The following is a 23,995-nucleotide window of genomic DNA, read 5'->3' as shown; positions in this document are numbered from 1 at the left end:
GACGTGACCGTCGTGTGTGATGTGCCCCTACTTCCGCGTTTTGTCGCCGGCCTTGTCGCCGCTGGAATCGGTACTGAGTGCGGCGACGAAGGCCTCCTGCGGCACGTCCACCCGCCCGATGGTCTTCATCCGCTTCTTGCCTTCCTTCTGCTTCTCCAGCAGCTTGCGCTTGCGGGTGATGTCACCGCCGTAGCACTTGGCCAGCACGTCCTTACGGATGGCCCGGATGTTCTCGCGGGCAATGATTCTCGAGCCGATGGCCGCCTGGACCGGGACCTCGAACTGCTGGCGCGGGATGAGCTCCTTGAGCTTGGTGGTCATCTTGTTGCCATAGGCCGAGGCGCTGTCCTTGTGGACGATGGCGCTGAATGCGTCGACAGCCTCGCCCTGCAGCAGGATGTCGACCTTGACCAGAGCGGCCTCCTGCTCGCCGGCCTCCTCGTAATCCAGGCTGGCGTAGCCGCGGGTGCGCGACTTCAGCGCGTCGAAGAAGTCGAAGATGATCTCGCCCAGCGGCATCGTGTAGCGCAGCTCGACACGCTCCGGGGACAGATAGTCCATCCCGCCGAGCTCACCGCGCCGGGACTGGCACAGCTCCATGATGGTGCCGATGAACTCGCTGGGTGCGATCACCGTGGTCTTGACCACCGGCTCGTAGACCTCGCGGATCTTGCCCTCCGGCCAGTCCGACGGGTTGGTGACGATCTTCTCCGTCCCGTCGTCCTGGATGACCCGGTAGACGACGTTGGGCGAGGTGGAGATCAGGTCGAGGTCGAACTCGCGCTCGAGGCGCTCGCGGGTGATCTCCATGTGCAGCAGACCGAGGAAGCCGCAGCGGAACCCGAAGCCCAGGGCCACCGAGGTCTCGGGTTCGTAGGTGAGTGCGGCGTCGTTGAGTTGCAGCTTGTCCAGGGCGTCGCGCAGGTTCGGGTAGTCCGAACCGTCCACCGGGTAGAGCCCGGAGTACACCATCGGCTTGGGTTCGCGGTAGCCGGTCAGCGCCTCGGTGGCGCCGTGCCGCGCGCTGGTCACGGTGTCGCCGACCTTGGACTGGCGGACGTCCTTCACCCCGGTGATGAGGTACCCCACCTCGCCGACGCCGAGGCCGTCGGTCGGCTTGGGTTCCGGGGAGACGATGCCGACCTCAAGGAGTTCGTGGGTGGCGCCGGTCGACATCATCTTGATCTTCTCGCGCGGCACGATCTTGCCGTCGACGACGCGGACGTAGGTGACCACACCGCGGTAGATGTCGTAGACCGAGTCGAAGATCATCGCTCGGGCGGGAGCCTCGGAGTCGCCGGTAGGGGCCGGGACCTGGCGGACCACTTCGTCGAGCAGCTCGGCCACACCCACACCGGTCTTGCCGGACACCCGCAGCACGTCACCGGGCTCGCAGCCGATGATGTGGGCGATCTCACCGGCGTAGCGCTCGGGGTCCGCGGCGGGCAGGTCGATCTTGTTGAGCACCGGGATGATCGTCAGGTCCCGGTCCAGGGCCAGGTAGAGGTTGGCCAGCGTCTGGGCCTCGATGCCCTGGGCGGCGTCGACCAGCAGAATCGCCCCCTCGCAGGCCTCCAGGGCACGCGAGACCTCGTAGGTGAAGTCGACGTGACCGGGGGTGTCGATGAGGTGCAGGACGTAATCGGTATCCCCGACTTTCCAGGGCAGCCGCACGTTCTGGGCCTTGATGGTGATGCCGCGTTCCCGCTCGATGTCCATCCGGTCCAGGTACTGGGCGCGCATCGAGCGCTCGTCGACGACACCGGTGAGCTGCAGCATCCGGTCGGCCAGCGTCGACTTGCCGTGATCGATGTGGGCGATGATGCAGAAGTTCCGAATCTGTGCCGGCGCGGTGAACGTCTTGTCGGCGAAACTGCTGATGGGAATCTCCTGGTCGGGCGGTGTTCGTGGGGCCATTGGGCAGCTCAAGAGTATCGACACCGGCGCCGTCGAGCACAATCGCGCCCTGCGCTCCTCGCCTATGCTGTCGAGAATGGCGTCGCAGTGGAAGACGTTGCAGCGGATTCTGATAGGCACTGAGCATCTCGTGTTCAACGAGGCCCCGAAGCTCATCCGCCAGCTGCAGGGTCCGCAGGGGGTGCAGCGGACCATCCAGCAGGGCCTCAAGATTGGTCTTGATGTACTACTCGCCACGGCTCTCGCCCCTGAATCGCCCGCCGCGATCACGGCCGGTCGCCCCGTGACCAAGACCGGCGTCCCCACCGCGCACCGCGCTCGCAGGGTGGTCTACTCCCCTGACCTGGACGGCCGGGCCGATCCCGGCGAGATCGTCTGGACCTGGGTGGTCTACGAGGACGACCCCACGCAGGGCAAGGACCGTCCCGTCCTGGTCGTCGGCCGGGACCGGCAGATCCTGCTGGGTCTGATGCTGTCGAGTCAGTCCCAGCACGCCGAGGACCCGAACTGGATCGGGATCGGCGCGGGCACCTGGGACTACGACGGCCGGGCCAGCTGGGTGCGACTGGACCGGGTGCTCGACGTTCCCGAAGAGGGCATCCGCCGGGAGGGCGCGATCCTCGACGCCGCGACCTTCGAACTCGTCGCAGCCCGGCTGCGCGCCGAGTACTCCTGGAGCTGAGCGGCGACTAGCTGGCGCCCTGGGTGATGTAGGCGTGCAGCTGCTCCTGCTCGGCCTGCAATTCCTCCATGCGGTTCTTCACCACGTCGCCGATGCTGACGATGCCGACCAGCCGGCCGTTGTGCAGCACCGGTACGTGCCGGACCCGGTTGTTGGTCATCAGCGCCGACAGGTCATCGATGTGGTCATCGGGTGTGCAGGTCACCACCGTGCTGCTCATGATGTCGCCGACCTGACGATGGAGCAGGTCAGGCCCGTGCTCGTGGAGCTGGCGCACCACGTCACGTTCGGAGACGATGCCCAGTACGCCGTCGGCGCCGACGACCACCATGGCGCCGATGTTGTGGGTGGCCAGCTCGGTCAGCAGGCCTTTGACCGTGGTCGTCTCGGTGACAGTCGCCACCGCCGCGCCCTTGCTCCGCAAAATGTCCGCGATGCGCATCGTCACTCCTTTGTGATCGACCTCACACCAGGCTAAGACGTTCCGGTGCGGCGCGGATGCAAACGGGCTGTGTTGGTGTTGGGGCAGGTAACAGGAGGAGAGTCCAGATGAGTGTGGTTCCCACGGTGGTGTTGGGTGATGGCTTGCAGGTCAGTGCGATCGGATTCGGCGGGATGGCGCTGACCCCGGTATACGGGGCGGTCGACGACGCCGAGTCACTGGCGACGCTGCAGCACTGCGTCGATATCGGGGTCAGCTTCCTCGACACCGCGAACGTCTACGGTCTGGGCGCCAACGAACAGCTCATCAGCCGGCTAATCGCCGATCGCCGCGACGAGGTGACGGTGGCGACGAAGTTCGGCATCACCGGTGATCCGACCACCGGAGCGTTGCGCGCCCGTGGCGACGCCGAGTACGTACGGCAGTGCCTCGAGGAGAGCCTGCAGCGGCTGGGCACCGATGTGGTGGACCTGTACTACCTGCACCGCCGGGACCTGTCGGTCCCGATCGAGGAGACCGTCGGCGCGATGGCGGACCTGGTCGCCGCGGGCAAGGTGCGCCACCTCGGGCTCTCGGAGGTCACCGCCGACGAGCTGCGCGCCGCGGTGGCCGTTCATCCGATCGCCGCGGTGCAGAGCGAATGGTCGCTGTGGAGCCGCGATGTGGAACGCCAGGTCGTGCCCACGGCAGTAGAACTCGGCGTCGGTTTCGTGCCCTACTCCCCCTTGGGTCGCGGCTTTTTGGCCGGAGCGCTGCGCTCGGCGGGTGACTTCTCCTCGGAGTGGGACTTCCGCCGCACCATGCCGCGCTTCGCCGATGCGGCGTTGGACGCCAATCAGGCTGTCGTCCACGCGGTGAGCGCTGTCGGTGCCGAGATCGGCGCCACCCCGGCCCAGGTGGCGCTGGCCTGGCTGCGCCAGCGCGCCCAGGGACTGGGCATCGTCTCGGTCCCGATCCCGGGTACCCGCCGCGCGACACGGGTCGACGAGAACGCCGCATCGCTGTCGATTCAGCTCACCGCCGAGCAGGTGGCCGCACTCGACGCGGCCGCCGCGGCCGTGACGGGCGACCGGTTCACCGACCTGTCCTGGGTGTCGGCCGGCCGGGAATGATCATCGCGGCATCGTCGAACTGTGCGGCCTGACCGCTGATCCGCGCGATCTCGCTCGGGCGCTTGAGCAGACCGCGCACGGCGATGACCGCAACCTGTTCGGCGACTCTGATCGCCTCGGCCACCCGGTCGCCTTCGTCGGTGTGCAGCCGGGTGCGCTTCTGGGCTCCCTCGTCGAAGTTCAGCAGCAGGCCTGCGGTCTCTTGCTGATCGCACTCGATGAACTTGCCCTCGGCAATACCGGCGGCGATCAGATCGGCCACCCAGTTCCTCAGCCGCTCGTAATCCGTCCAGAACTGGTGGAATTCGGCGCGCTGGTTGTGGGCGATGCGCTGGATCTCGTTGAAGTCGATCGGCGACAACGCCAGTTGCAGGGTGTCGAATCGCAGCAACCGGTAGAGCTTCACCGCCGGCGAGCCCGAACCGGCACCCACTTCGGAGATGAACGTCAGCGGCGCCCGGTTCACCAGTAGCGTCTCGCCCAGCAGCTGTTCCTTGTTGCGAAACCAGTAGTACAGCGAGGACTGCTGTAAACCCGCGGCCCTGGCGATATCGCTCATCGTGGTTTGCGCGTAACCCTTTTCGGAGAACAGCCGGGTCGCGGCGTTGATGATGCCGTCCCGCGGGGACGCCGCGCTCACCGACTCGGTGTCATTGCGGGGTCGCCCGATGGAACGCAGCGGCGACCGGCTCTCCGGTGTCGGCACAGCGGAAATTCTACGGTCGCCGATCACCCCAGTGGGGGGACCTCGGTGTGCGCGCGTTCGACGACATCGCGCGCCGCGGCCACCACATCCCGCCACAGCTGCAGACCGTAGGCCTTCGACGCCCGCGACGGGTACCCGGTCACTCCGTTGGTGGACACCTGCCCGACGGGATAGCGAAACACCGTGCCTGCGGTGCGGTCGGGATCGTCGGCGCCGGCCATCGCCTCGGTGTCCACCAGCTCCGGGCGAATCGCCAGCATGAGTGAGGTTTCAGCGGCATTGGCATGCCAGTCCGCGGCATCCTCGGTGGCCCGCCGGGCGATGTCGGGGGTCAGGTCCCACCACTGCATGACACCGATCCGCCGGTCGGGATACAGCCGGCGAAAACGGTCGCAGGAGAGCCACAGTGGTGCGGCGTTGCCGACGTGCCCGTTGACGAACAGGATGCGCCGCACCCCGGAATCGACACAGGCTTGCGCGACCCGCACCGCCGCGTCGGCGGTGTCCTCGCCGCTGAAGGCGACCGTCCCGGCCAGCTCGGTGCCGTGAAACATGCTCGCGCCGAACGACAATGCGGGCAGAATCAGGGCGAGGTCGCCTGCGGCGGCCTCGGCCACCGCGGTCGCCATGATGGTGTCGGTGCCGACCGGCAGGTGCGGTCCGTGTTGCTCGGTGGCCCCTACCGGGATCAACGCCACCGTGTCAGGGTCGGCAGCCAGGCGTGCGGCGATCTGGACCGAGTTGAGTTCCTCCCAGCGATGACTGCCACCATCAGCCATCAGAAGAACCTCAGGTAGCGCTCGGACTCCCATGACGACACGTGGGCGTTGTAGGAATCCCATTCGGCGCGCTTCTCGTCGACGAACGAGGCGAACATCGCCTCACCGAAGACGCTGCGCACCAACGGGTCCGATTCGAGCGCCTCGATCGCTTCACCGAGCGAGCGCGGTAACCAGGTGATCCCGCGGTCCTGCAACTCGACATCGGAGAGCCGATAGAGATTGTCCCGGTTGGGTTCTCCCGGATCCAGCCCGGCGCGGACGCCCTCCAATCCGGCGGCCAGCATCAGCGCGGAACCGAGATAAGGATTATTGGCACTGTCGGCGGCCCGGCACTCGACCCGGCCCCCGCCCTTGGGGATTCGCAGCATGTTGGTGCGGTTGTTGTCCCCGTAGCAGGCGAAGATCGGGGCCCAGGTGAGCCCCGACATGCTGCCCTGTTTCACCAGCCGCTTGTAGCTGTTGACGGTGGGTGCGATCACCGCGCAGATCGCCGGCGCATGCGCCAGCACACCGGCAATGAACTGGTATCCCAGTTCCGAGAGACCACACCCGCGGGGGTCATCGGCTGCGGCGAACAGGTTGGTGCCCGCGGAGTCGGCCAGCGACATGTTGAAGTGCGCACCGCTGCCGGTCCGATCGGCGAAGGGCTTGGGCATCCACGACGCGAACAGGCCGTGCTTGCGGGCGATCTCACCGACCATCATCCGGAAGAACACGAAGCGGTCCGCCATTGTCACCACATCGGTGTAGGTGAAGTCGGTCTCGAACTGACCGTTGCCGTCCTCATGGTCGAACGAGTAGACATCCCAGCCCAATTCGTTCATCGAGGTGACGATCTCGTCCACCACGCCGAAGTTGTGCAGCATCGTGCGTAGGTCGTAGCAGGGCTTGTCGAGGGTGTCGTCCGGACTGGCCGGGGCCGGCACGCCCGAACTGTCGGACAGCAGGAAGAATTCGGTCTCGATCCCCAGGTTGAAGGTGTACCCGAGGGAGGCGGCGTCGGCGCTCACCCGCTTGAGGATCTGCCTGCTGCACGCCTCGAACGGGGTGTCTCCGATCCACAGATCTCCTGGGAACCAGGCGATCTCGCGGTTGAAGGGCATGATGATCGCTCTGCCGAGATCCGGGTGGGGTGCCACCTCGTCGTCGTTGACATCCTGGGGCACGCCGTCGAGTGCGGCCCCGGTGAACATCTCCGACCCGAAGGCGGCCTGCCCGAGGTGTGCCAGCGGCACCATCTTCGACTTCGGCTTGCCGTGCATGTCGACGAAACTGATCGCGGCATACCGAACGCCTGCGGCAGCCAAGGTCTCGGCGATCTGATCAACCTCAGCGTGCTGCGTATGGCCGTCGAGCGTGGTGGTCATCGGGGTCCTTTCAGCGGTAGAACTCCGACCGTAGGTGCGCTCTATTGCCGGGGTGTTTCCAAGCCGTGAATGACCTATTGAAAGTGCGGGCCAGTGCTGACCGTGAACTGTGTATTTCTCCACCGCCAGCTCTATCACTGATCAATAGAGTATTGAAACGATCATGCGCGCCGACACCGGTGGCCGCCATCGGTACCGGTTACCCGCCGCCACCGCCCCGGCACGGTAGGAATGACTCATGATTGACATCACGCTGCTCGGCACCGGTAGCCCCATGGTCGACCCGAACCGGGCAGGGCCGTCCACCCTGGTCAAGGCCGGCGATGCGGTGTTCCTGGTGGACTGCGGACGCGGTGTACTGATGCGGGCCGCGGCCGTCGGTGTCGGCGCCGCCAACATCACCGCGCTGCTGCTGACGCATCTGCACAGTGACCACATCACCGACCTGTCCGATGTCATCACCACCCGATGGGTGACGACGTTCGTGCCGACGCCGCTGCCCATCATCGGCCCGCCCGGCACCAAGGCCGTCGTCGAGGCGACACTGGCCGCGCTGGCGCCCGACATCTCCTACCGCATCGGCCACCATCCCGATATCACCGAGCCGCCGTCGATCCAGGTGCACGAGTACACCGAAGGCCAGGTGTGGGACGCCGATGGCGTGCGAATCACCGTGGCGCCCACCGATCATCGCCCGGTGGAACCGACCATCGCCTTCCGCGTCGAGCACGACGGCACGTCGGTGGTGCTGGCCGGCGACACCGTCCCGTGCGCCACCCTCGATGAATTGGCCACCGGTGCTGACGCTCTGGTGCACACCGTGATCCGGGCCGATCTGGTCGAGCAGATGCCGGTCCAGCGCATCCGCGACATCCTCGACTACCACTCCTCGGTGCAGCAGGCCGCCGCCACCGCGGCGCGGGCCGGCGTGGGCACCCTGGTGCTCACCCATTACGTACCGCCACTGGCCCCCGGCCAGGAAGATCAATGGCGAGCGCTGGCCGCCGCCGAGTTCGGCGGAACCATCGAACTCGGCAACGACCTACACCGGGTCAGCGTCAGCTAGGCAGCACCGTCTCTTCATCGGTGTCCTGGCGGCCGCGCACGGCCGACAGGATGCCCTCGATGACCAGCACCAGGACCAGGCTGGCGCCGAACGCGGGGTAGAGCACCGACAGCGCGGTGGCGATCACGGCGATCGCGATCACCGCACCCCGTGGCGTGTTGGCCCGCATGCTGTCGCTGGTGCGGCCGGGCAGCCCCGCCGAACCGGTGGGCCTGCGCTTCCACCACATGATCGCTCCGGTGATGATGCTGGTCAGCACACCCAGGCAGGCCAGGGTCGCGGTGATCCGGGTCAACAGCCCGTACTGGGTGCCCATGTGGGCGTCTACCCCCCAGCTGGTCAGCCGGGTCAGCGCCCCGTCCTGGGCGGCGGTGGCATTGGCGATGGTCGCGCCGGTGAACTGGTTGAGGTACAGCGTGCGTTGCTCGGACAGCTTCTGCGGCCAGTGGTTGACGACGGTGTAGCTGCCGTACACGGTCTTGCCGTCGACGGTCGAGTCGGCGGGCGGGACGATCGAGTAGCCGGGAACCATGTTCTCCGACTTGGCAATCTGGTCGATCTCGGCGAATCCGAGCGGCGCCGCGACCGAGGTGCCCGGCTGGGAGGCATAGATCGGATCGTCCTTGGCCGCCCACGCGATCCGGCGTCCGAGACGGTCATAGTCACCCAGCTTGGCCGGCGTCGACGGCGCGTCGATCTCGGTCGAGGGGGTCACCGTGGTGGCCACCGCCCGCCAGTTCTCGCCCCAGTAGCGGGACCATGTCAGCCCGGACACGATGTAGCAGATCAGGACGACCGACAGCAGAATCCCGGTGGCGGCGTGCAGATCTCGCCACCGGATGCGGCCGCCCTTGGCCCAGCGGATGCGCAGTCGCGGCTTGCCGTTCTCGATGGTGCGCGGCCACCACAGGTAGATGCCGCTGGCCAGCAGCACGAGGATCCACACCGCGGTGATCTCCATGATCAGGTTGCCCACGCCCACGGTGATGGTCGCGTCCGGATAGTCCGACGGCGCGATCAGGTGACCCAGCGACGGCAGGGCCAGGGTCGGACCGTCGTTGCCGAACAGCCGGTGCAGTTGGTTGGCCCAGCCGATCAGCCCGTCGAGTTCGTGGCGCTGGCCCAGATAGCGCCCGGTATAGGGGTCGACGAACACCTGGGTGACGTTGCGCTCCCCCACCTCCGGACCCGCTGTGGGGACGAAGTCCACCTGGGTCGAGCGGTCCGGGGCGCTGGGTGGGGTGACCGCGTCGAACTGCATGTCGGCGCCGACGTGCTGGCGGGCGGTGGCGATCTGATCGTCGAGCGAGACCTGTGCCGACCCCTGGGACACCGTCGTGAGATCGCCGTTGAGCCAGTGATCCAACGGCTGGGTGTAAAGGATGATCAGCCCGGTACAGGCCAGGGTGATCAGGGCCGGGGCCGCGAACAGGCCGACCCAGAAATGCAGCCGCCAGATCCTGCGCAGCACCGCTGCATCGCCACGGCGTTGTTCGCGCTCGATTGTTGCCACGCCACTCCTCCATCGGTTCGCCCTGGAGGAGTTAGTCGTGCGGCAGGCCGGTTCGGTTCCCGGGGATCAGGCCAGTCGGGTGATCTCTACCACGACGTCCAGATCGGTGGAGCCCTCACCGGAGTAGATGCCCTTCAGCGGTGAGACATCGGCGTAGTCCCGGCCGACGCCGACGCTGATGTACTGCTCGTTGATCTCGGTGTCGTTGGTGGGGTCGTAGTTCCACCAGCTGCCCGTCCACGCCTGGATCCAGGCGTGGCTCTGCCCGTCGACGGTGTCGCCGATGACGGCTTTACGGTTGGGATGCAGATAGCCCGATACGTACCGCGACGGAATTCCCATCCCGCGCAACAGGATCAGCGTCAGGTGCGCGAAATCCTGGCAGACGCCCTTGCCCTCACGCAGGGCGTCCAGGCCCGAGGAGTGCACGCCGGTGGTGCCGGGGACGTACCTGAGCTCGCTGTGCGCCCACTTGGCGGCGGCGACCACGGCGTCGTTGGGATCGTTCTCCTTGATGATGCGTCTGCCGACCCGTTCCAGGCGCCGGCTGGTCGGGGTGTAGTGCGTCGGGGTGAGGACCTCGTCGAACCGGTCACGGACCGCCTCGGAGGCCAGTTCCTCCCACGTGACGGACTTCTCCGGCGCCTCGGCCTTGTCGGTCTCGACCACCGAGGACGAGGTCACCTCGAGTTCGGTGTGCGGGGCGTGCAGGTCGAAAGCCGTGACGGCCGTGCCCCAATAGTCGACATAACGGTAGTTGCGGGTGGCCGGCACGGTCTCGACCCGGTTGAGGATCACGTTCTGCCGGGAATCCGACCGCGGGGTGAGCCGAGCCTCGTTGTAGGAGGCGGTCACCGGGGACTTGTAGGCATAGCCCGTCGCGTGCACCACGCGCATCCGCCACATTTAGATCTCCCCTTCCTCGACCACCAACGCACCGTTACGACCGGCATCCGACCACGCCACCCAGGGTGCGGAGTGAAAGTACTGCAGCGCCACGGCTTCTCCGACCTCGGCGCAGGTGGTCTGCAGCGCCGCCAACCGCTGCTCGAGTGACTCCAGCAGCACACCGGGACGGATGAACTCCAACTCGCTGCGGGCGCGGCCGAGCAGCCGCTGGGCCTCCGCGGTGGCACCGGTGCGATTGTGGGCGCGGTGCATCAGCTCGTCGAGGCTGTGCTCGGCGAGCTTGAGCGAGTAGAAGATCGACCGCGGGAAAAGCCGGTCCAGCAACATGAATTCGACCACCCGGTTGGCGTCGAGCACGCCGCGGTAGGTCCGCAGATAGGTGTCGTGGGCGCCGGCCGATCGCAGCACTGTCACCCAGGCCGGCGAGGAGGCGCTGTCACCGACCCGGGACAGCAGCAGCCGCACCGTCATGTCCACCCGTTCGATGGCCCGGCCGAGCACCAGGAAGCGGTAGCCGTCGTCGCGGGACAGCGTCGAGTCGGCCAGCCCGGCGAACATCGCCGCGCGGCCCTCGATGAAGGAGAAGAACTCGTGCGGGCCCAGCCGGCGGGCCGCACGCTCCCGCTCGGCCAGCGCGTTGTAGGTGGTGTTCAGGCACTCCCACATGTCGCTGGAGGTGACTTCCCGTGCCGAGCGGGCGTTTTCGCGTGCCGCCGAGATCGCGTCGACGATCGAGCAGCCGCCGGGCAAGCCCCGGCTGAAGGCGACCAGATCGGTCAGCGACCACAGATCGAGCTGATGTTTGGGGGGCTCGATGCCGAGCACCTGCAGCAGCACCCGGGAGGTGTGGTCGGGGTCGACGCTGGAGTCCTCGAGCAGGGTGTGGACGGTGATGTCCAGAATCCGGGCGGTGTCGTCGGCGCGCTCGACATAGCGCCCGATCCAGTACAGCGCCTCGGCGTTACGGGCGAGCATCAGTGCATCACTCCCTGCTGCTGTTGCTGCTGTTGGCTCTGCTGTTGCTGGCCGGACTGTTCGGGGGCTTTCTCGGTGGCGGGCGCCTTGGCGGTCTTGGGCACCTTGCGCACGATCTCCGCGCCGACCAGTTCCCGGGCCGCCACCGAGGACCGCGACGCCAGCACCCAGGTGTCCTTGGATCCGCCGCCCTGGCTGGAGTTCACCACCAGCGAGCCTTCGGTGAGCGCCACGCGGGTCAGGCCGCCGGGCAGCACCCAGACGTCCTCGCCGTCGTTGACGGCGAACGGCCGCAGGTCGACGTGGCGGGGAGCCAGGCTGTCGCCGACCTTCGTCGGCACCGTCGAGAGCTGCACCACCGGCTGGGCGATCCAGCCGCGCGGGTCGGCGATGATCTTCTTGCGCACGGCCGCCAGTTCCTTCTCCGAGGCGTCCGGCCCGAACACGATGCCGTACCCGCCGGAGCCCTCGACCGGTTTGATGACCAGTTCGTCGATGCGGTCCAGGACCTCCTCGCGCTCGGAGTCCAGCCAGCAGCGGTAGGTGTCGACGTTGGCCAGCAGCGGCTTCTCGCCGAGGTAGTACTCGATGATCGTCGGCACGTAGGTGTAGACCAGCTTGTCATCGCCGACCCCGTTGCCCACCGCACTGGAGATGACGACGTTGCCGGCCCGGGCGGCATTGAGCAGCCCGGCCACCCCGAGCACCGAGTCGGGCCGGAACTGCATCGGGTCCAGGAAGTCGTCGTCGATGCGGCGGTAGATGACGTCGACCTGGCGCTCGCCCTCAGTGGTGCGCATGTAGACGGTGTTGTCGCGGCAGAACAAGTCGCGGCCCTCGACGAGTTCGACGCCCATCTGGCGGGCCAGCAGCGAGTGCTCGAAGTAGGCCGAGTTGAACGGCCCCGGCGTCAGGACGACGACCGTCGGGTCGGCCTCGTTGGTGGCCGCGGCGTTGCGCAGCGCGCGCAGCAGGTGTGAGGAGTAGTCGCCAACGGCCCGCACCCGGTGGGTGGCGAACAGGTTCGGGAACACCCGGGCCATGGTGCGGCGGTTCTCCATGACGTAGGACACCCCCGACGGCGAGCGCAGGTTGTCCTCGAGCACCCGGAAGGTGCCCTGGGCGTCGCGGACCAGGTCGATACCGGCGACGTGGATGCGCACCCCGTTGGGCGGGTTGATCCCGGCCGCCTGCCGGTGGAAGTGCTCGCACGAGGTGATCAGGCGGCGCGGGATGACCCCGTCACGGAGGATCTCCTGATCGCCGTAGATGTCGTCGAGGTACATCTCGAGCGCTTTGACCCGCTGCGTGATGCCGCGTTCGAGCCGGGACCACTCGGCGGCGGAGATGACGCGGGGCACCAGATCGAGCGGGAAGGGCCGTTCCTGGCCGGACAGCGAGAACGTGATGCCCTGGTCGATGAAGGCGCGGCCGAGGGCCTCGACCCGGGCTTCGAGCTCCTCGGTATCCGACGGGGCGAGTTCGGCGTAGATGCCTTTGTACGGTCCGCGCACGTTGCCCTGGGCGTCGAACATCTCGTCGAACGCCTTCGCATAGGTGCCCATTTTGTTGTAACCACCGAAGATGTGGTCGTGGTGGCGGGGCTCGCGCGAACCATTGCGCGACGAGCGGCTGGATTCGGAGGGCAGGGTGCGAAGGCTCACCCGTCACATGCTGCACCACGTTGGCCGTTTCGGCAGGCCACTGCAGTGCCTTGGCTGTCGCTTTTGGGCGTTTGTGCCCCTCACTGGTACCCTGAACAGTCGCTGCCCGAGGGCCTAACGGCCCCGGCAAGACTGACACCCCCAGCTTGAGAACGAAGAGGATATTCACGCGTGGCTAACATCAAGTCGCAGGAGAAGCGGATCCGCACCAACGAGCGGCGCCGGGTGCGCAACAAGTCGGTGAAGAGCTCGCTCCACACGGCTGTCCGCGCGTTCCGTGAGGCCGCCGCCGAGGGCGACAAGGACAAGGCCGGCGAGCTGCTGCTGTCGACCAGCCGCAAGCTGGACAAGGCTGCCAGCAAGGGCGTGATCCACAAGAACCAGGCCGCCAACAAGAAGTCGGCGCTGGCCCAGGCCTTCAACAAGATCTGATTCGCTGCTGACCCGCCCGGGTCAGTCCCGGCCGCCTCCGGCGGCCAGGTGCGCCACCTTGCGCACCGCCTCTTCCAACACGTAATCGGCGTCGGCTGCTGCCCCTTTGACGTCGGCGTTCAATGCCGCCACCAGGCGGATCGCGGTGGCGATCCGATCCCGCGACCAGCGCCTCGATTGTTTCTGCGCCTTCTGGATGCGCCAGGGCGGCATTCCCAGTTCTGAGGCCAGCCGGTAGGGGTCACCCGAGAGCGGCCCCACCCTGGCGATGGTGTGTACGGCCTCGGCCAGTGCGTCGGCCAGCACGACGTGCGGCATGCCCCGCATCATCGCCCACCGCAGTGCCTCGGCCGACCCGGCAACGTCCCCGACCACCGCCTTGTCGGCGATATCGAAGCCGGAGACCTCCGCCTTGCCGCTGTGATAGCGCCGCACCGCAGCGGCGTCGACCTGTCCCCCGGTGTCGGCGACCAGCTGCGAGCACGCCGAGGCCAGTTCCCGGATGTCGGAGCCGACCGCGTCGAGCAGGGCGGCCAGCGTGTCGTCGTCCACCTTCACCTTCAGCGCGCGGAACTCGGCACGTACGAAGTCCGACCGCTCGGCGGCCTTGGTGATCTTGGCGCAGGGATGGACCTCGGCACCGAGCTTCTTGAGTTGATCGGCCAGTGCCTTGGCCCGGCCCCCGCCGCTGTGCACGACGACGAGCACGGTGCCCGGCGGCAGATCGGCGGCGGCCGAGGCGATCAGTTCGACGGCATCCTTGCCGGCCTCGGCGGCCGACTCCAGGACCACCACCCGCTCGTCGGCGAACAGCGACGGGCTCAGCAGTTCGGCGAGTTCGTTGGTGGACACCTCACCCGCCCGCATCCGGTTGACCGGGATGTCAGCGGTGCCCGCCGCGGCGCGGGCGGCGCGCAGCACCTCGCCGATGGCACGGTCCACCAGCAGTTCCTCGTCACCCAGGATCAGATGCAGGCCGGCCACTGTCGCACTCACGAACCGATCGTTTCATGCCCGCCCGACAGCGCCGAATCACCGCCGCCGTACCCACCACCACAGGCCGGCGCCCGCCACGGTGACACCGCCGACGGTCACCACCCCGGCCAGACCGGACGGCACCGGGATCGAGGCGCCGGGTATCGCAGCGGCCCAGTGCGCGACGCGCAGCAGCCACCACAGTTCGGGCCCGGTGAACCGGATCAGCAGTCCCGCCCCGGGCGCCCACAGCGGACACAGCGCCGCCGCCGCGGTGCCCAGCACAGTGATGGGTGGAATGACCACGGCCACAGCCAGATTCGCGATGACCGCCACCAGGCTGAACCGACCGGAGATAGCAGCCACCAGCGGCGCGGTGACGAGTTGGGCAGCCAGTGCGATCGCCACCGCGTCGGCCAACGGAACCGGCCATCCCTGGGCGACCAGCCGCGCCGACCACCCGGGGGCCAGCACCACCAGCGCGGCGGTCGCCGACACCGACAGCGCGAACCCGATATCGACGGCCAGGTGCGGGGCGACGACCAGCAGAGCCAGCACTGCCGCCGACAGCACCGGGATGGCCTGGCGGCGGCGCCCGCACAGCACGGCCAGCAGGGCGAGCGCCCCCATCACCGCGGCGCGCAACACGCTGGCGCCGGGCTGGACCACCACCACGAAGCCCGCCAGCGTCAGCGCCGCCAGGCCCACCGCCGCGCGCGGGCCGATCAGCCGCGCGGCCAGCAGCACCGTGCCGCACACGATCGTGACGTTGGCGCCCGAGACCGCCATCAAATGGGTCAGCCCCGCCGTGCGGAACTCGGCGGTGGTGGTGGCCGTGATCGCGGCCGTGTCACCGAGCACGAGCCCGGGCAGCATGGCGGCCTGGTCGGCGGGCAGCACCCGCAGCGCGGTGGCAGCGAACCGCGAGCGCACCTTCTGCGCGCCGCGTTGCACCGTTGAAGCCTTTCCGAGCACGGGTTCGCCGCTGACGTTGAGGACGGCCACCGTCAGGTCTCGGCGGCCGGGCCGGCCGATGCGGGCGCGAAAGCGCACCGGCTGACCGGCCGAGAGTTCGGCGAACCCGAGCACCGGTGCGAAAACCACGACGCGGCCCGATGATTCGCCGTCATCGACCCGGTCGAGGTTGGCCGGGAACATCAGCCGGCCGTTGCCCAGCGATCGGGGGCTCTCGGTCGGGCTGACCGTGAGCGTGGCCGTGGCACCGACTCGGTGGGTGAGCGGATGCGCACGCACGGCGTCGCTGCGCAGCGCCACCGCTACCGCGAACCCGGCTCCGACCACCGCGGCGCCGGTCACCACGACGGCCCCGGTCCGAATCGGCCCACCGCCGCGCCAGCCCAGCAGGGCCGCGGCGGCGGCGATCACCGCGCACCCCGCCGCGAGCACCGCGCCCACCGGCCAGAGGATGCCGGCGGCCGTGACCGCCCAGGCGGTCAGCGCGGCGGGAACCAACCGCAGATCCAGCCGGGTGGCGGGGCCCACGAGTCAGACCCGCACCAGGCTCCGCAGCTTCTCCAGCCGCGCGGTCCCGATGCCGTCCACCTCGCCGAGTTGGTCGACGCTGGTGAACTTTCCGTTGCTCTCGCGCCAGGCCACGATGGCCGCCGCAGTCACCGGACCGACGCCGGGCAGTGCGTCGAGTTCGTCGACGGTCGCGGAGTTGAGGTCGACCGGTGCCGACGGCGGCGCGGCGGACGCAGACGACGCGGCCGGCCCGCTGGCCGGTCCACCGCTGACTGAACTTCCCAGCGCGTCGTGCTGGCCGGCCGGCATCCTGATGCCGACGACCACCTGCTCGCCGTCGGTCAGATGACGGGCCAGGTTGAGCCCGAGCAGATCCGCACCGTCGAGTGCGCCACCGGCCGCCGAGACGGCGTCGGCGATCCGGGCGTCCGGGGCCAGCGTCACCAGTCCGGGCTTGTTGACCAGACCCACCACACTGACCACCACGGGCTCGTCGGCTACGGCGCTGGCGCGCGGGGCCGCCGAGGACACCATCTCCACCGGTGGCAGCTTGGCTGACATCACCGGAGGGCTGTCGTCACTCATCAGAGTGACGGTCGTGACGAGCACGGCCAGCACGGCGACGACGCCCAGCGCGACGGCCCCGGCTCGCCCGGGATCGGCCCGGATGGCGGCGAGCACCTGCCGGCCGCGGTGCGGGTGGCTCTCCGGAATCCAGCTCGGCAGCGCGGCGGCCTCGTCGGCGTCGTCAGCCGCATCCTGGGCAGGCGGCTCGGTCACTCCCAGACGGCGGTGCAGGCTGGCCGCCGGCGGTTCAGATCCCATGCCGCGACCGTAGGGCGGCCACCCGACCCGAAAGTCCGTCGAGCAGGCCTGCCCGGACCGGGCTGTGGATGAATCCCGGAGTGTGCACAACGCCGGCCACGCATCGTGTACAAAGCGAAAAGAGTGTCTACTGACGTCCCAGGAGGTTGCCCCGATGACCGCACGTACCGACCAGCCGATTCGGGTCATCCAGTGGACTACCGGCAACATCGGCAGGCGGTCGCTGCACGCCATCATCGGCCGGCCGGACATGGAACTGGTCGGGGTGTACGCGCACGGCGCCGACAAGGTCGGGGTGGATGCCGCCGAGCTGTCCGGCTGGCCGGAACCGACCGGCATCACGGCGACCAACGACATCGACGCGTTGCTGGCCACCAAGCCGGACGCCTGCTGTTACAACCCGCTGTGGCCGAGCGTGGACGAACTGGTCCGCCTGCTGGAGGCCGGCGTCAACGTCTGCGCGTCGGCGGCCTGGATCACCGGCGGTAAGCAGACGCCGGGGGACCTCGACCGGATCCGAAAAGCCTGCGAGAAGGGCAATTCCACGATCTTCGGCAGTGGCGCGCATCCCGGGATGACGAACATGGTGGGCATGGTGCTCTCCGGCGCCTGTGAGCGGGTCGACGAGATCCGGATCACCGAGTCGGTGGATTGCTCGACCTACGAGTCCGCGGGCACCCAGACCGCGATGGGCTTCGGCTGCGACCCCGACACCCCGGGACTGGCCGAGAGCGTGCGTCGCGAGAGCGAGGTGTTCGCCGAGTCGGCAGCCATGATGGCCGACGCCATCGGCGCCGACCTGGACCGGATGACCTTCGACGTCACCTTCACCCCGGCCACCGGCGACTCCGACCTGGGTTTCATGACGATCCCGGAGGGCACCGTCGGCGGAGTGCACGGCTACCACCGCGGCTGGGTCGGTGACCGCAATGCGGTCAGCGTCGGGTTCAACTGGATCATGGGCTACCACGTCACACCGCCCAAGCCACTCGAGCACGGTCACGTCATCCAGGTCTTCGGCGTGCCCAATATGCGCACGGTGCTGCACTGCCTGCCGCCCAAGGGCTGGCCCGAGGACGGCTTTATGGGTCTGGGCATGATCTACACCGCGATGCCGGTGACCAATGCCGTGCCGGCGGTGGTGGCCGCCGCGCCGGGGATCGTCACGCTGGCCGACCTGCCGCCGGTGACGGGCCGCTTCGCCGCCAGCTGACTACGCGTGCGGCTCTTCAAGGGCCGCAACGACTCCCACTGCGCCGGTGCCCACGTGCACGCCGAGCACCGGGCCGAGATCGGTGATGACCGCAGGCCCGCACCCCGGCAGCGCAGCCGCCAGGGTGGCAGCCACATCGGCTGCGGCGGCGGGGTTGTCGATGTGGTGCACGGCCAGTCGCGCCCGGCGCTCCCCCACCGCCGCAAGAACCTGCTCGACCATCGCCGCGATCGCCTTGGATGCGGTGCGCACCCGCGCGACCAGCACCAGCTGGCCGCTCTCGTCGATGCGTAGTAGCGGCTTGAGCGAGAGGGCCGTTCCCAGCCAGGAGGCCGCCGTGCCGATCCGGCCGCTGCGGCGCAGGTTCTCCAGGCGATGCACGACGATGAATCCGTGTACTCGGCCGGCCGTCGATTCTGCTTGGGCGGCAACGGCATCCAGATCAGAGCCGGCGCGCGCCGCACCGGCGGCAGCCAGCGCGACGAAGCCGGTGCCCATGGCGGTCGACTTGGAGTCGATCACCCGTACCGCGCCGCCGAACTCACCGGCGGCGTACTCGGCGGCGCCCAGCGTGCTCGACAGTGCCCCGGAGATGTGTACGGCCACCACACCGTCGCCGCCGCTGTCCTGGAGTGCGCGGCGGTAGGCCGCAGTCAGTTCCGCCGGGGTGGCACCGGCCGTGGAGACCTGGCCACGCTGGTAGAGGTCGGTGGGCATCTCGTCGACACCGTCGCGCAGATCCTGGCCGTCGACCAGAACATGCAGCGGGACAACGTGAATCCCCCACCCTTCGACGTCCTCTGCCGGGAGCCGGGCCGAGGAGTCGGTCACCACGACGACGGCCATGGGTCAGTCGAGCGGATTCTCGGGTGGCACACCCGCGAGCGCGAGCGCCTTGAGCATCAGTTCGGCGACAGCCTGGTGCGCCTCGAAGTTCCAGTGGATGCCGTCGGGGTTGCCGCGGCCGGCCAGCACCTCGTCAGCCACCGCCTCTTTGAGGTCCACCAGCGGAATCCGGTGCTCGTCGGCCCATTCGGTGATGGCCGAAACGGTACCGCGGCGGCCGTGGTGGGCGTGGCCGTAGGTCTCGGCGGTGTGCACTGACGGCAGCGAGGCCACCACCGGAATCCCGGGCCGGTTGAAGTCGATTGCCGCCCTGGTCATTTCGAGATACTCCACACTCAGGTGCGGCGGAAGGGCCGGCCGCGCGATCGGCGAGAGCCGGGGCTGCGCCCAGCCGTAGCCATCGCGCACCCAGCGGCGCAGCGTCGCCGGTCGCACGTAGCGGATGAGTTCCCGCAATGCGGTCGGCAGCGGGGACGGCAGCGAATCCATGCCACTGGTCGCGAAGATCACCGCACCGGCGCGCGGCAGAGCGGCCCACGCCCGCGGATCCTGGGTGGCCGCCCACCATACGTCGCGGGAGGTCCAGCCGATGCGGCCGATCAGTTCCAGATCCCAATCCAGATGTCTGGCAACGATATTGGGCCAGATCCGGGGATCATCGGCGGGAAGCCCGCCCTGCGGCCCGTAATAGGACAGCGAGTCGCAGAACACGAGGAGGGTCCGGCGGGATTCAGAGGACGATTCAGAGGACATCGTTGGCCACCTGGGCCGAGGCGTTCCACACGTCGAGCCGCCAGCGGATGTCGGTGAACGCCGCCCCCTCGGGGCTGTGCCCGGACAGCTGCGCCCAGCTCGCATTGCCCATCCCGCCCAGGATGGGCCAGCTGTCCACCGGCAGGTCCAGCAGTGCGGCACACAGTGCGGCGATCAAACCGCCGTGGGCCACCAGCACCACCGGCCGGTCGGGCTCCTCACTGCCCCATTCCGGCTCGCCGGCAACCAATTCAGCGACCAGGGGCACGCTGCGGTCGGCGACGTCGATGCGGCTCTCACCGCCGTGCGGGGCCCAGGTCGCATCGTCGCGCCAGGCGATCCGGGCACCCGGGGCCTGGGCGTCGACCTCGTGGTGGGTCAGGCCCTGCCAGTCACCGAGATGGGTTTCGCGCAGCCGGGTGTCGACCTGCACCGGCAAGGCGGTGCGCTCATGCAGCGCCATGGCGGTGTCGTAGGCACGGCGCAGATCCGAGGAGACGATCAGCAACGGCTGACGTTTGGCCAGCACCTCGGCCGCTGCCACCGCCTGAGCACGGCCCAGATCGGTCAGATCCGTGTCGAGTTGACCCTGCATCCGGCTGCCGGCGTTGTACTCGGTCTGGCCGTGGCGCAGCATCACCAGCCGGCGCACCCTCACGAGGTCTCCCCGGCGGCTCCGGCATCGTCGAGGTCGACCTGGATCAGCGGGCAGTCCCGCCACAGCCGGTCGAGCGCATAGAAATTGCGCTCGTCCTGGTGCTGGATGTGCACCACGATGTCGACGTAGTCGAGCAGCACCCACCGGCCTTCCCGGGTGCCTTCGCGACGGGCCGGCTTGTGGCCGGCCAGCCGCATCTTCTCCTCGACCTCATCGACGATGGCGCCGACCTGGCGGTCGTTGGACGCCGAGGCGATCACGAAGCAGTCGGTGATGACGAGCTGGCCCGAGACGTCGATGACGACGACGTCCTGCGCCAGTTTTGCCGCTGCGGCGCGGGCGGCGATGGTGGCCATCGCGATGGCCTCGGCAGACGCAGTCACTTACTGTCCCTTCTGGAGTGTCGCGGCGGCCATCGTCCCCACCGCACCGCGGTCGCGGTACAGGCCGCGCTTGGCGACGTACTGCACCACACCGTCGGGCACCAGGTACCAGATCGGCCTGCCCTTGGCGGCCCGCGCCCGGCAGTCGGTGGACGAAATCGCCAGGGCCGGTACCTCGACCAGGTTCAGCGCCTCCTCGGGCAGCTGGTCGAAGGCGGCGACGATGTGCTGGCCGTTGAGTTCGTAGCCCGGCCTGCTGACCCCGATGAACGTCGCCAGGGCGAACAGTTCCTCCCAGTTCTGCCAGGACAGGATCGAGGCCAGCGCGTCGGCGCCGGTGATGAAGTACAGGTCGGCGTCGGGGTTCAGGTCACGCAGGTCGCGCAGGGTGTCGTTGGTGTAGGTCGGGCCGCCGCGATCGATGTCGACCCGGCTCACCGAGAACCGCGGGTTCGACGCAGTGGCGATGACGGTCATCAGATAGCGGTCCTCGGCCGGGGTGACGTCGCGGGACTTCTGCCACGGCTGCCCGGTGGGAACGAACACGACCTCGTCGAGTTCGAACAGGTCCGCGACCTCACTGGCGGCAACCAGGTGGCCGTGGTGGACGGGATCGAACGTCCCACCCATCACACCGAGCCTGCGCCGAGCCGAGGAAACCACGATTGACCAGCTTACGGGAGCACACCCCGGACGAATCACCCGTGCGGCGACCCAGCCCGGGTTACGCTGCGCCTCGACGAAGGAGTGCAACGATGCACTGTTCGACCGCGGTGGCAACGTGATGACACTCGGCGGCGCGCTGACCGGCCTGACCGCCGCGATGACCGCGGCGGTCATCACCCTGACCCCGACGGTGCAGACCGTCCCCGAACTGCTGGCGGCTTCCGTGACGTATCTGCGTGGAACCAACATCGGCTGGACGCCCACCGATGCCCAGTACCGCGCTTTCATCGAGCAGGTGCTCGACGGCACCGACACGCCCTCCGACCCGCCTGTGTCGAGCGGCAACGTCGAGTACAACGCCGGCTTCTGGCCGGTGTCTCACGGCCTGATCTTCGACCTCACCTGGAATCGGTCCGTGGCCCAGGGCGTACAGAACCTCGGTGCGCGCAACCCCGACGGCGACGTGATCTTCGGACTGTCGCAGGGGGCTGTCGTCGCGTCGCGCTACAAGGCCGAGAATCCCGGCGGGACCGGCAACACCTTCGTCCTCGTGGAGAACCCCAGTCGGCCCAACGGCGGCGTGCTGTCCAGGTTCGACGGGCTCTACATCCCGGTCCTCGACGTCAGCTTCACGGGTCCCACCCCCGACAACGGCGATCTGACCGTCGATGTGGCACGGCAGTACGACGGCTGGGCCGACTTCCCCACCTATCCGTTGAATCTGCTGGCGACGGCCAATGCCGTCATGGGCATGGTCTACATCCACGGCCGCACCCAGACCGAGCTGACCGCCGCCGATCTCGAGGCCGCCAAGGCTGCCGGCAACGACACCATGTACTACCAGGAGCGCGACAACACCACCTACTACCTGGTGCACACACCGCGGTTACCGCTGCTGATGCCGCTGAGCGGCATCGTGCCCGAACCGGTACTCAACCAGCTGGATTCGACGCTGCGGCCGATGGTGGAGGCCGGCTACGACCGGACCGACTACAGCAGCCCGGCCCGGGCCCGGCTGCTGCCGCCGGCGCAGGCGCTGCGCAACGTGCTGCGGCGGCCCAGCGCGGCAGCGGTCGGTGCGCCGAAAACCGGTTCTCCGAAGCCACGCAGTGCCGCCCGCTCCGACGGGCCGGCCCGGTCCACGGCCGGTAGCGCCAGGGCGGCGCGCGGACGCTAGACCGGTAGCAGCTGGTCGATCACGGCGGCCAGCTGTTTGGCCGACCGGCATTCGTGCATGGTGATGACGTCTTCGTAGCGCGGCACCGCCGAATCGCCGCTGCCCCACAGATGACGCGGTTCGGGGTTGAGCCAGTGCGCGTGTCTGCTGGCGTTGACCATGCGGGCCAGCACGTCGGTGGCCGGGCTGCGGTAGTTGGTGCGGCCGTCCCCGAGAACCAGCAGCGAGCTGCGCGGGGACAGCACGTTGTGGAAGTTCTCGGTGAACGAGACGAAGGCGTTGCCGTAGTCGGAATGCCCGTCGCGGGTGTACACCCCGGCCTCGCGGGTGATCCGCTGGATGGCAACCGCCAGGTCGGCGTCGGGACCGAACAGGTGGGTGACCTCGTCGGTAGTGTCGATGAACGCGAAAACCCGAACGCGGGAAAACTGCTGGCGCAGGGCATGCACCAGCAGCAGAGTGAAGTGGCTGAACCCGGCGACCGAACCGGAGACGTCGCACAGCACCACGAGTTCGGGACGGGCCGGGCGGGGCTTGCGCAGCACCACGTCGATCGGGACACCGCCGGTGGACATCGACTTGCGCAGCGTCTTGCGCAGATCGATCGCCCCGGCCCGGTGCCGGCGGCGCTTGGCGGCCAACCGGGTGGCCAGCATCCGCGCCAGCGGTTGGACCGTCTTGCGCATCTGGCGCAGCTGGTCTCCGGAGGCACGCAGGAACTCCACGTTCTCGGCCAGCTGCGGGATGCCGTACATCTGGACGTGGTCGCGGCCGAGCTGCTCGGCGGTGCGCCGCTTGGTCTCGTTCTCCACCAGCCGTCGTAGCTGCTGAATCTTCTGGGCGGCAAGCGCTTTGGCGATCTGCTCCTGGGTGGGGCTGGGATCGTCGCCGTGCGGGGCCAGCAGCCCGGCCAGCAGCCGGCCCTCCAGTTCGTCCAGCCCCATCGCCTTGAGCGCCTGATAGGACGAGTACGAGGGGCCGCGGCTGGAGGTGTAGCGCCCGTAGGCCTCGACGATCTGGGCGATCATCGCGACCAACCGCTCGTCCATGTCGCCGATCTCGGGATTGTCGGCCAGCAGGTCGAGCAGCATGCCACGCATGGCCTCGACGTCCTCGGGGGGCAGCCCCTCCGGGGTGGGATCGTCACTGTCCTCGTCGACCAGCACGGTGCGCCCGCCGAGCGCGGCCGGCCACCACAGGTCGAACAGCGCGTCGTAGGTCTGCCGGTGGTCGGCGCGGCGCAGCACCGCGCACGCCAGCCCCTCACGTAACGCCTCACGGTCGCCGAGCCCGAGTACGGTCATCACCCGGCCGGCATCCACGGTTTCCGACGGTCCGACTGAAATACCTTGGGCCCGAAGCGCTTCGACGAAGCCGACCAGGTGACCGGGCAGGCCATGCGGGGCCAGCGGCTGTGGGGGACGCACCCTGCGGACGGCCATCTGCA

Annotated in this window: 23 protein-coding genes and 1 pseudogene; 6 read left to right on the top strand and 18 right to left on the bottom strand. The window is 68.5% G+C overall.

Annotated features, from left to right (window positions below):
- Nucleotides 1-27 precede the first annotated feature (27 nt).
- Nucleotides 28-2,044: pseudogene (gene lepA / locus BN3385_RS16405) on the bottom strand (translation elongation factor 4).
- On the opposite strand from lepA, the gene BN3385_RS16400 reads away from it, so the two are divergent.
- Complete coding sequence (locus BN3385_RS16400; RefSeq protein WP_156432778.1) at nucleotides 1,994-2,599, top strand: type II toxin-antitoxin system PemK/MazF family toxin; 606 nt, start codon at nucleotides 1,994-1,996, stop codon at nucleotides 2,597-2,599. The pseudogene lepA and the gene BN3385_RS16400 overlap by 51 nt on opposite strands.
- Nucleotides 2,600-2,606: 7 nt before the next feature.
- On the opposite strand, the gene BN3385_RS16395 is transcribed toward BN3385_RS16400, so the two are convergent.
- Nucleotides 2,607-3,041 (bottom strand): CBS domain-containing protein, encoded by a 435-nt coding sequence (locus BN3385_RS16395; RefSeq protein WP_059022037.1) that lies wholly within the window; start codon nucleotides 3,039-3,041, stop codon nucleotides 2,607-2,609.
- Nucleotides 3,042-3,148: 107 nt separating this feature from the next.
- On the opposite strand from BN3385_RS16395, the gene BN3385_RS16390 reads away from it, so the two are divergent.
- Nucleotides 3,149-4,153, top strand: coding sequence for an aldo/keto reductase (locus tag BN3385_RS16390; RefSeq protein ID WP_059018144.1), 1,005 nt, complete (start codon nucleotides 3,149-3,151; stop codon nucleotides 4,151-4,153).
- On the opposite strand, the gene BN3385_RS16385 is transcribed toward BN3385_RS16390, so the two are convergent.
- From BN3385_RS16385 to glnT, 3 genes are read right to left on the bottom strand one after another with little or no spacing between them, the layout of a single operon-like run.
- Nucleotides 4,116-4,859: a TetR/AcrR family transcriptional regulator gene (locus tag BN3385_RS16385; protein WP_231748748.1), complete on the bottom strand. Its 744-nt coding sequence runs from the start codon at nucleotides 4,857-4,859 to the stop codon at nucleotides 4,116-4,118. The genes BN3385_RS16390 and BN3385_RS16385 overlap by 38 nt on opposite strands.
- A gap of 23 nt (nucleotides 4,860-4,882) precedes the next feature.
- Nucleotides 4,883-5,638, bottom strand: coding sequence for a creatininase family protein (locus tag BN3385_RS16380; RefSeq protein ID WP_059018143.1), 756 nt, complete (start codon nucleotides 5,636-5,638; stop codon nucleotides 4,883-4,885).
- The gene (gene glnT, locus BN3385_RS16375) at nucleotides 5,638-7,008 is read right to left on the bottom strand and encodes a type III glutamate--ammonia ligase (protein WP_059018141.1); all 1,371 of its coding nucleotides are present in this window, start codon (nucleotides 7,006-7,008) and stop codon (nucleotides 5,638-5,640) included. The genes BN3385_RS16380 and glnT overlap by 1 nt, the downstream gene beginning before the upstream one ends.
- A 238-nt stretch (nucleotides 7,009-7,246) precedes the next feature.
- On the opposite strand from glnT, the gene BN3385_RS16370 reads away from it, so the two are divergent.
- Nucleotides 7,247-8,074 (top strand): ribonuclease Z, encoded by an 828-nt coding sequence (locus BN3385_RS16370; protein WP_059018139.1) that lies wholly within the window; start codon nucleotides 7,247-7,249, stop codon nucleotides 8,072-8,074.
- Here BN3385_RS16370 and BN3385_RS16365 read toward each other — a convergent pair.
- The 4 genes from BN3385_RS16365 to BN3385_RS16350 form a co-directional block, all read right to left on the bottom strand.
- Nucleotides 8,067-9,587, bottom strand: a complete 1,521-nt coding sequence (locus BN3385_RS16365; protein ID WP_082690507.1) for a PepSY-associated TM helix domain-containing protein — start codon at nucleotides 9,585-9,587, stop codon at nucleotides 8,067-8,069. The genes BN3385_RS16370 and BN3385_RS16365 overlap by 8 nt on opposite strands.
- Before the next feature lie 66 nt (nucleotides 9,588-9,653).
- The gene (locus BN3385_RS16360) at nucleotides 9,654-10,493 is read right to left on the bottom strand and encodes a transglutaminase family protein (protein WP_059018137.1); all 840 of its coding nucleotides are present in this window, start codon (nucleotides 10,491-10,493) and stop codon (nucleotides 9,654-9,656) included.
- Nucleotides 10,494-11,471, bottom strand: a complete 978-nt coding sequence (locus BN3385_RS16355) for an alpha-E domain-containing protein (RefSeq protein ID WP_059018135.1) — start codon at nucleotides 11,469-11,471, stop codon at nucleotides 10,494-10,496. It abuts the gene before it with no gap.
- Nucleotides 11,471-13,036 (bottom strand): circularly permuted type 2 ATP-grasp protein, encoded by a 1,566-nt coding sequence (locus tag BN3385_RS16350; RefSeq protein WP_231748861.1) that lies wholly within the window; start codon nucleotides 13,034-13,036, stop codon nucleotides 11,471-11,473. The genes BN3385_RS16355 and BN3385_RS16350 overlap by 1 nt, the downstream gene beginning before the upstream one ends.
- 270 nt (nucleotides 13,037-13,306) lie before the next feature.
- Between BN3385_RS16350 and rpsT the strand changes: the two genes are divergently transcribed.
- A complete protein-coding gene (gene rpsT / locus BN3385_RS16345; protein ID WP_059018133.1) occupies nucleotides 13,307-13,567 on the top strand; it encodes a 30S ribosomal protein S20 in 261 nt (86 codons plus the stop codon).
- Between the two features lie 21 nt (nucleotides 13,568-13,588).
- On the opposite strand, the gene holA is transcribed toward rpsT, so the two are convergent.
- The 3 genes from holA to BN3385_RS16330 are packed head-to-tail and all read right to left on the bottom strand — an operon-like array spanning nucleotide 13,589 to nucleotide 16,852.
- A complete protein-coding gene (gene holA, locus BN3385_RS16340) occupies nucleotides 13,589-14,542 on the bottom strand; it encodes a DNA polymerase III subunit delta (RefSeq protein ID WP_197415307.1) in 954 nt (317 codons plus the stop codon).
- A 57-nt stretch (nucleotides 14,543-14,599) separates the two neighbouring features.
- Nucleotides 14,600-16,045 carry a ComEC/Rec2 family competence protein gene (locus tag BN3385_RS16335; RefSeq protein WP_059018129.1) on the bottom strand — a complete coding sequence of 482 codons (1,446 nt, stop codon included), beginning with the start codon at nucleotides 16,043-16,045 and terminating at the stop codon, nucleotides 14,600-14,602.
- A 3-nt stretch (nucleotides 16,046-16,048) separates the two neighbouring features.
- Nucleotides 16,049-16,852, bottom strand: a complete 804-nt coding sequence (locus BN3385_RS16330; RefSeq protein ID WP_059018127.1) for a ComEA family DNA-binding protein — start codon at nucleotides 16,850-16,852, stop codon at nucleotides 16,049-16,051.
- Nucleotides 16,853-17,006: 154 nt separating this feature from the next.
- On the opposite strand from BN3385_RS16330, the gene BN3385_RS16325 reads away from it, so the two are divergent.
- Nucleotides 17,007-18,065, top strand: a complete 1,059-nt coding sequence (locus tag BN3385_RS16325; protein WP_059018125.1) for an NAD(P)H-dependent amine dehydrogenase family protein — start codon at nucleotides 17,007-17,009, stop codon at nucleotides 18,063-18,065.
- Here the strand turns inward: BN3385_RS16325 and BN3385_RS16320 are convergent, their stop codons facing one another.
- Genes BN3385_RS16320 through nadD form a run of 5 tightly spaced genes read right to left on the bottom strand, consistent with a single transcriptional unit; the run spans nucleotide 18,066 to nucleotide 21,368 of the window.
- The gene (locus tag BN3385_RS16320; RefSeq protein WP_059018123.1) at nucleotides 18,066-18,911 is read right to left on the bottom strand and encodes a DegV family protein; all 846 of its coding nucleotides are present in this window, start codon (nucleotides 18,909-18,911) and stop codon (nucleotides 18,066-18,068) included.
- A gap of 3 nt (nucleotides 18,912-18,914) precedes the next feature.
- Nucleotides 18,915-19,664, bottom strand: a complete 750-nt coding sequence (gene octT / locus BN3385_RS16315) for a diglucosylglycerate octanoyltransferase (RefSeq protein ID WP_059018120.1) — start codon at nucleotides 19,662-19,664, stop codon at nucleotides 18,915-18,917.
- Complete coding sequence (gene gpgP / locus BN3385_RS16310) at nucleotides 19,654-20,322, bottom strand: glucosyl-3-phosphoglycerate phosphatase (protein WP_059018118.1); 669 nt, start codon at nucleotides 20,320-20,322, stop codon at nucleotides 19,654-19,656. The genes octT and gpgP overlap by 11 nt, the downstream gene beginning before the upstream one ends.
- A complete protein-coding gene (gene rsfS / locus BN3385_RS16305; protein WP_059018115.1) occupies nucleotides 20,319-20,705 on the bottom strand; it encodes a ribosome silencing factor in 387 nt (128 codons plus the stop codon). The genes gpgP and rsfS overlap by 4 nt, the downstream gene beginning before the upstream one ends.
- Entirely contained in the window at nucleotides 20,706-21,368 is a 663-nt protein-coding gene (gene nadD / locus BN3385_RS16300; protein WP_286141804.1) for a nicotinate-nucleotide adenylyltransferase, read from the bottom strand. It abuts the gene before it with no gap.
- Nucleotides 21,369-21,489: 121 nt separating this feature from the next.
- Between nadD and BN3385_RS16295 the strand changes: the two genes are divergently transcribed.
- Entirely contained in the window at nucleotides 21,490-22,548 is a 1,059-nt protein-coding gene (locus BN3385_RS16295; RefSeq protein WP_059018112.1) for a PE-PPE domain-containing protein, read from the top strand.
- Here the strand turns inward: BN3385_RS16295 and BN3385_RS16290 are convergent.
- Entirely contained in the window at nucleotides 22,545-23,990 is a 1,446-nt protein-coding gene (locus BN3385_RS16290; RefSeq protein ID WP_059018110.1) for a vWA domain-containing protein, read from the bottom strand. The two genes, BN3385_RS16295 and BN3385_RS16290, sit on opposite strands and share 4 nt — an antisense overlap.
- Nucleotides 23,991-23,995: the final 5 nt, after the last annotated feature.

It is taken from the genome of Mycobacterium sp. M26 (genome assembly GCF_001494595.1).
Taxonomy (GTDB): domain Bacteria; phylum Actinomycetota; class Actinomycetes; order Mycobacteriales; family Mycobacteriaceae; genus Mycobacterium.
The sequence above is the reverse complement of the archived record's forward strand: the minus strand, read 5'-3'. Positions and strand labels throughout refer to the sequence as shown.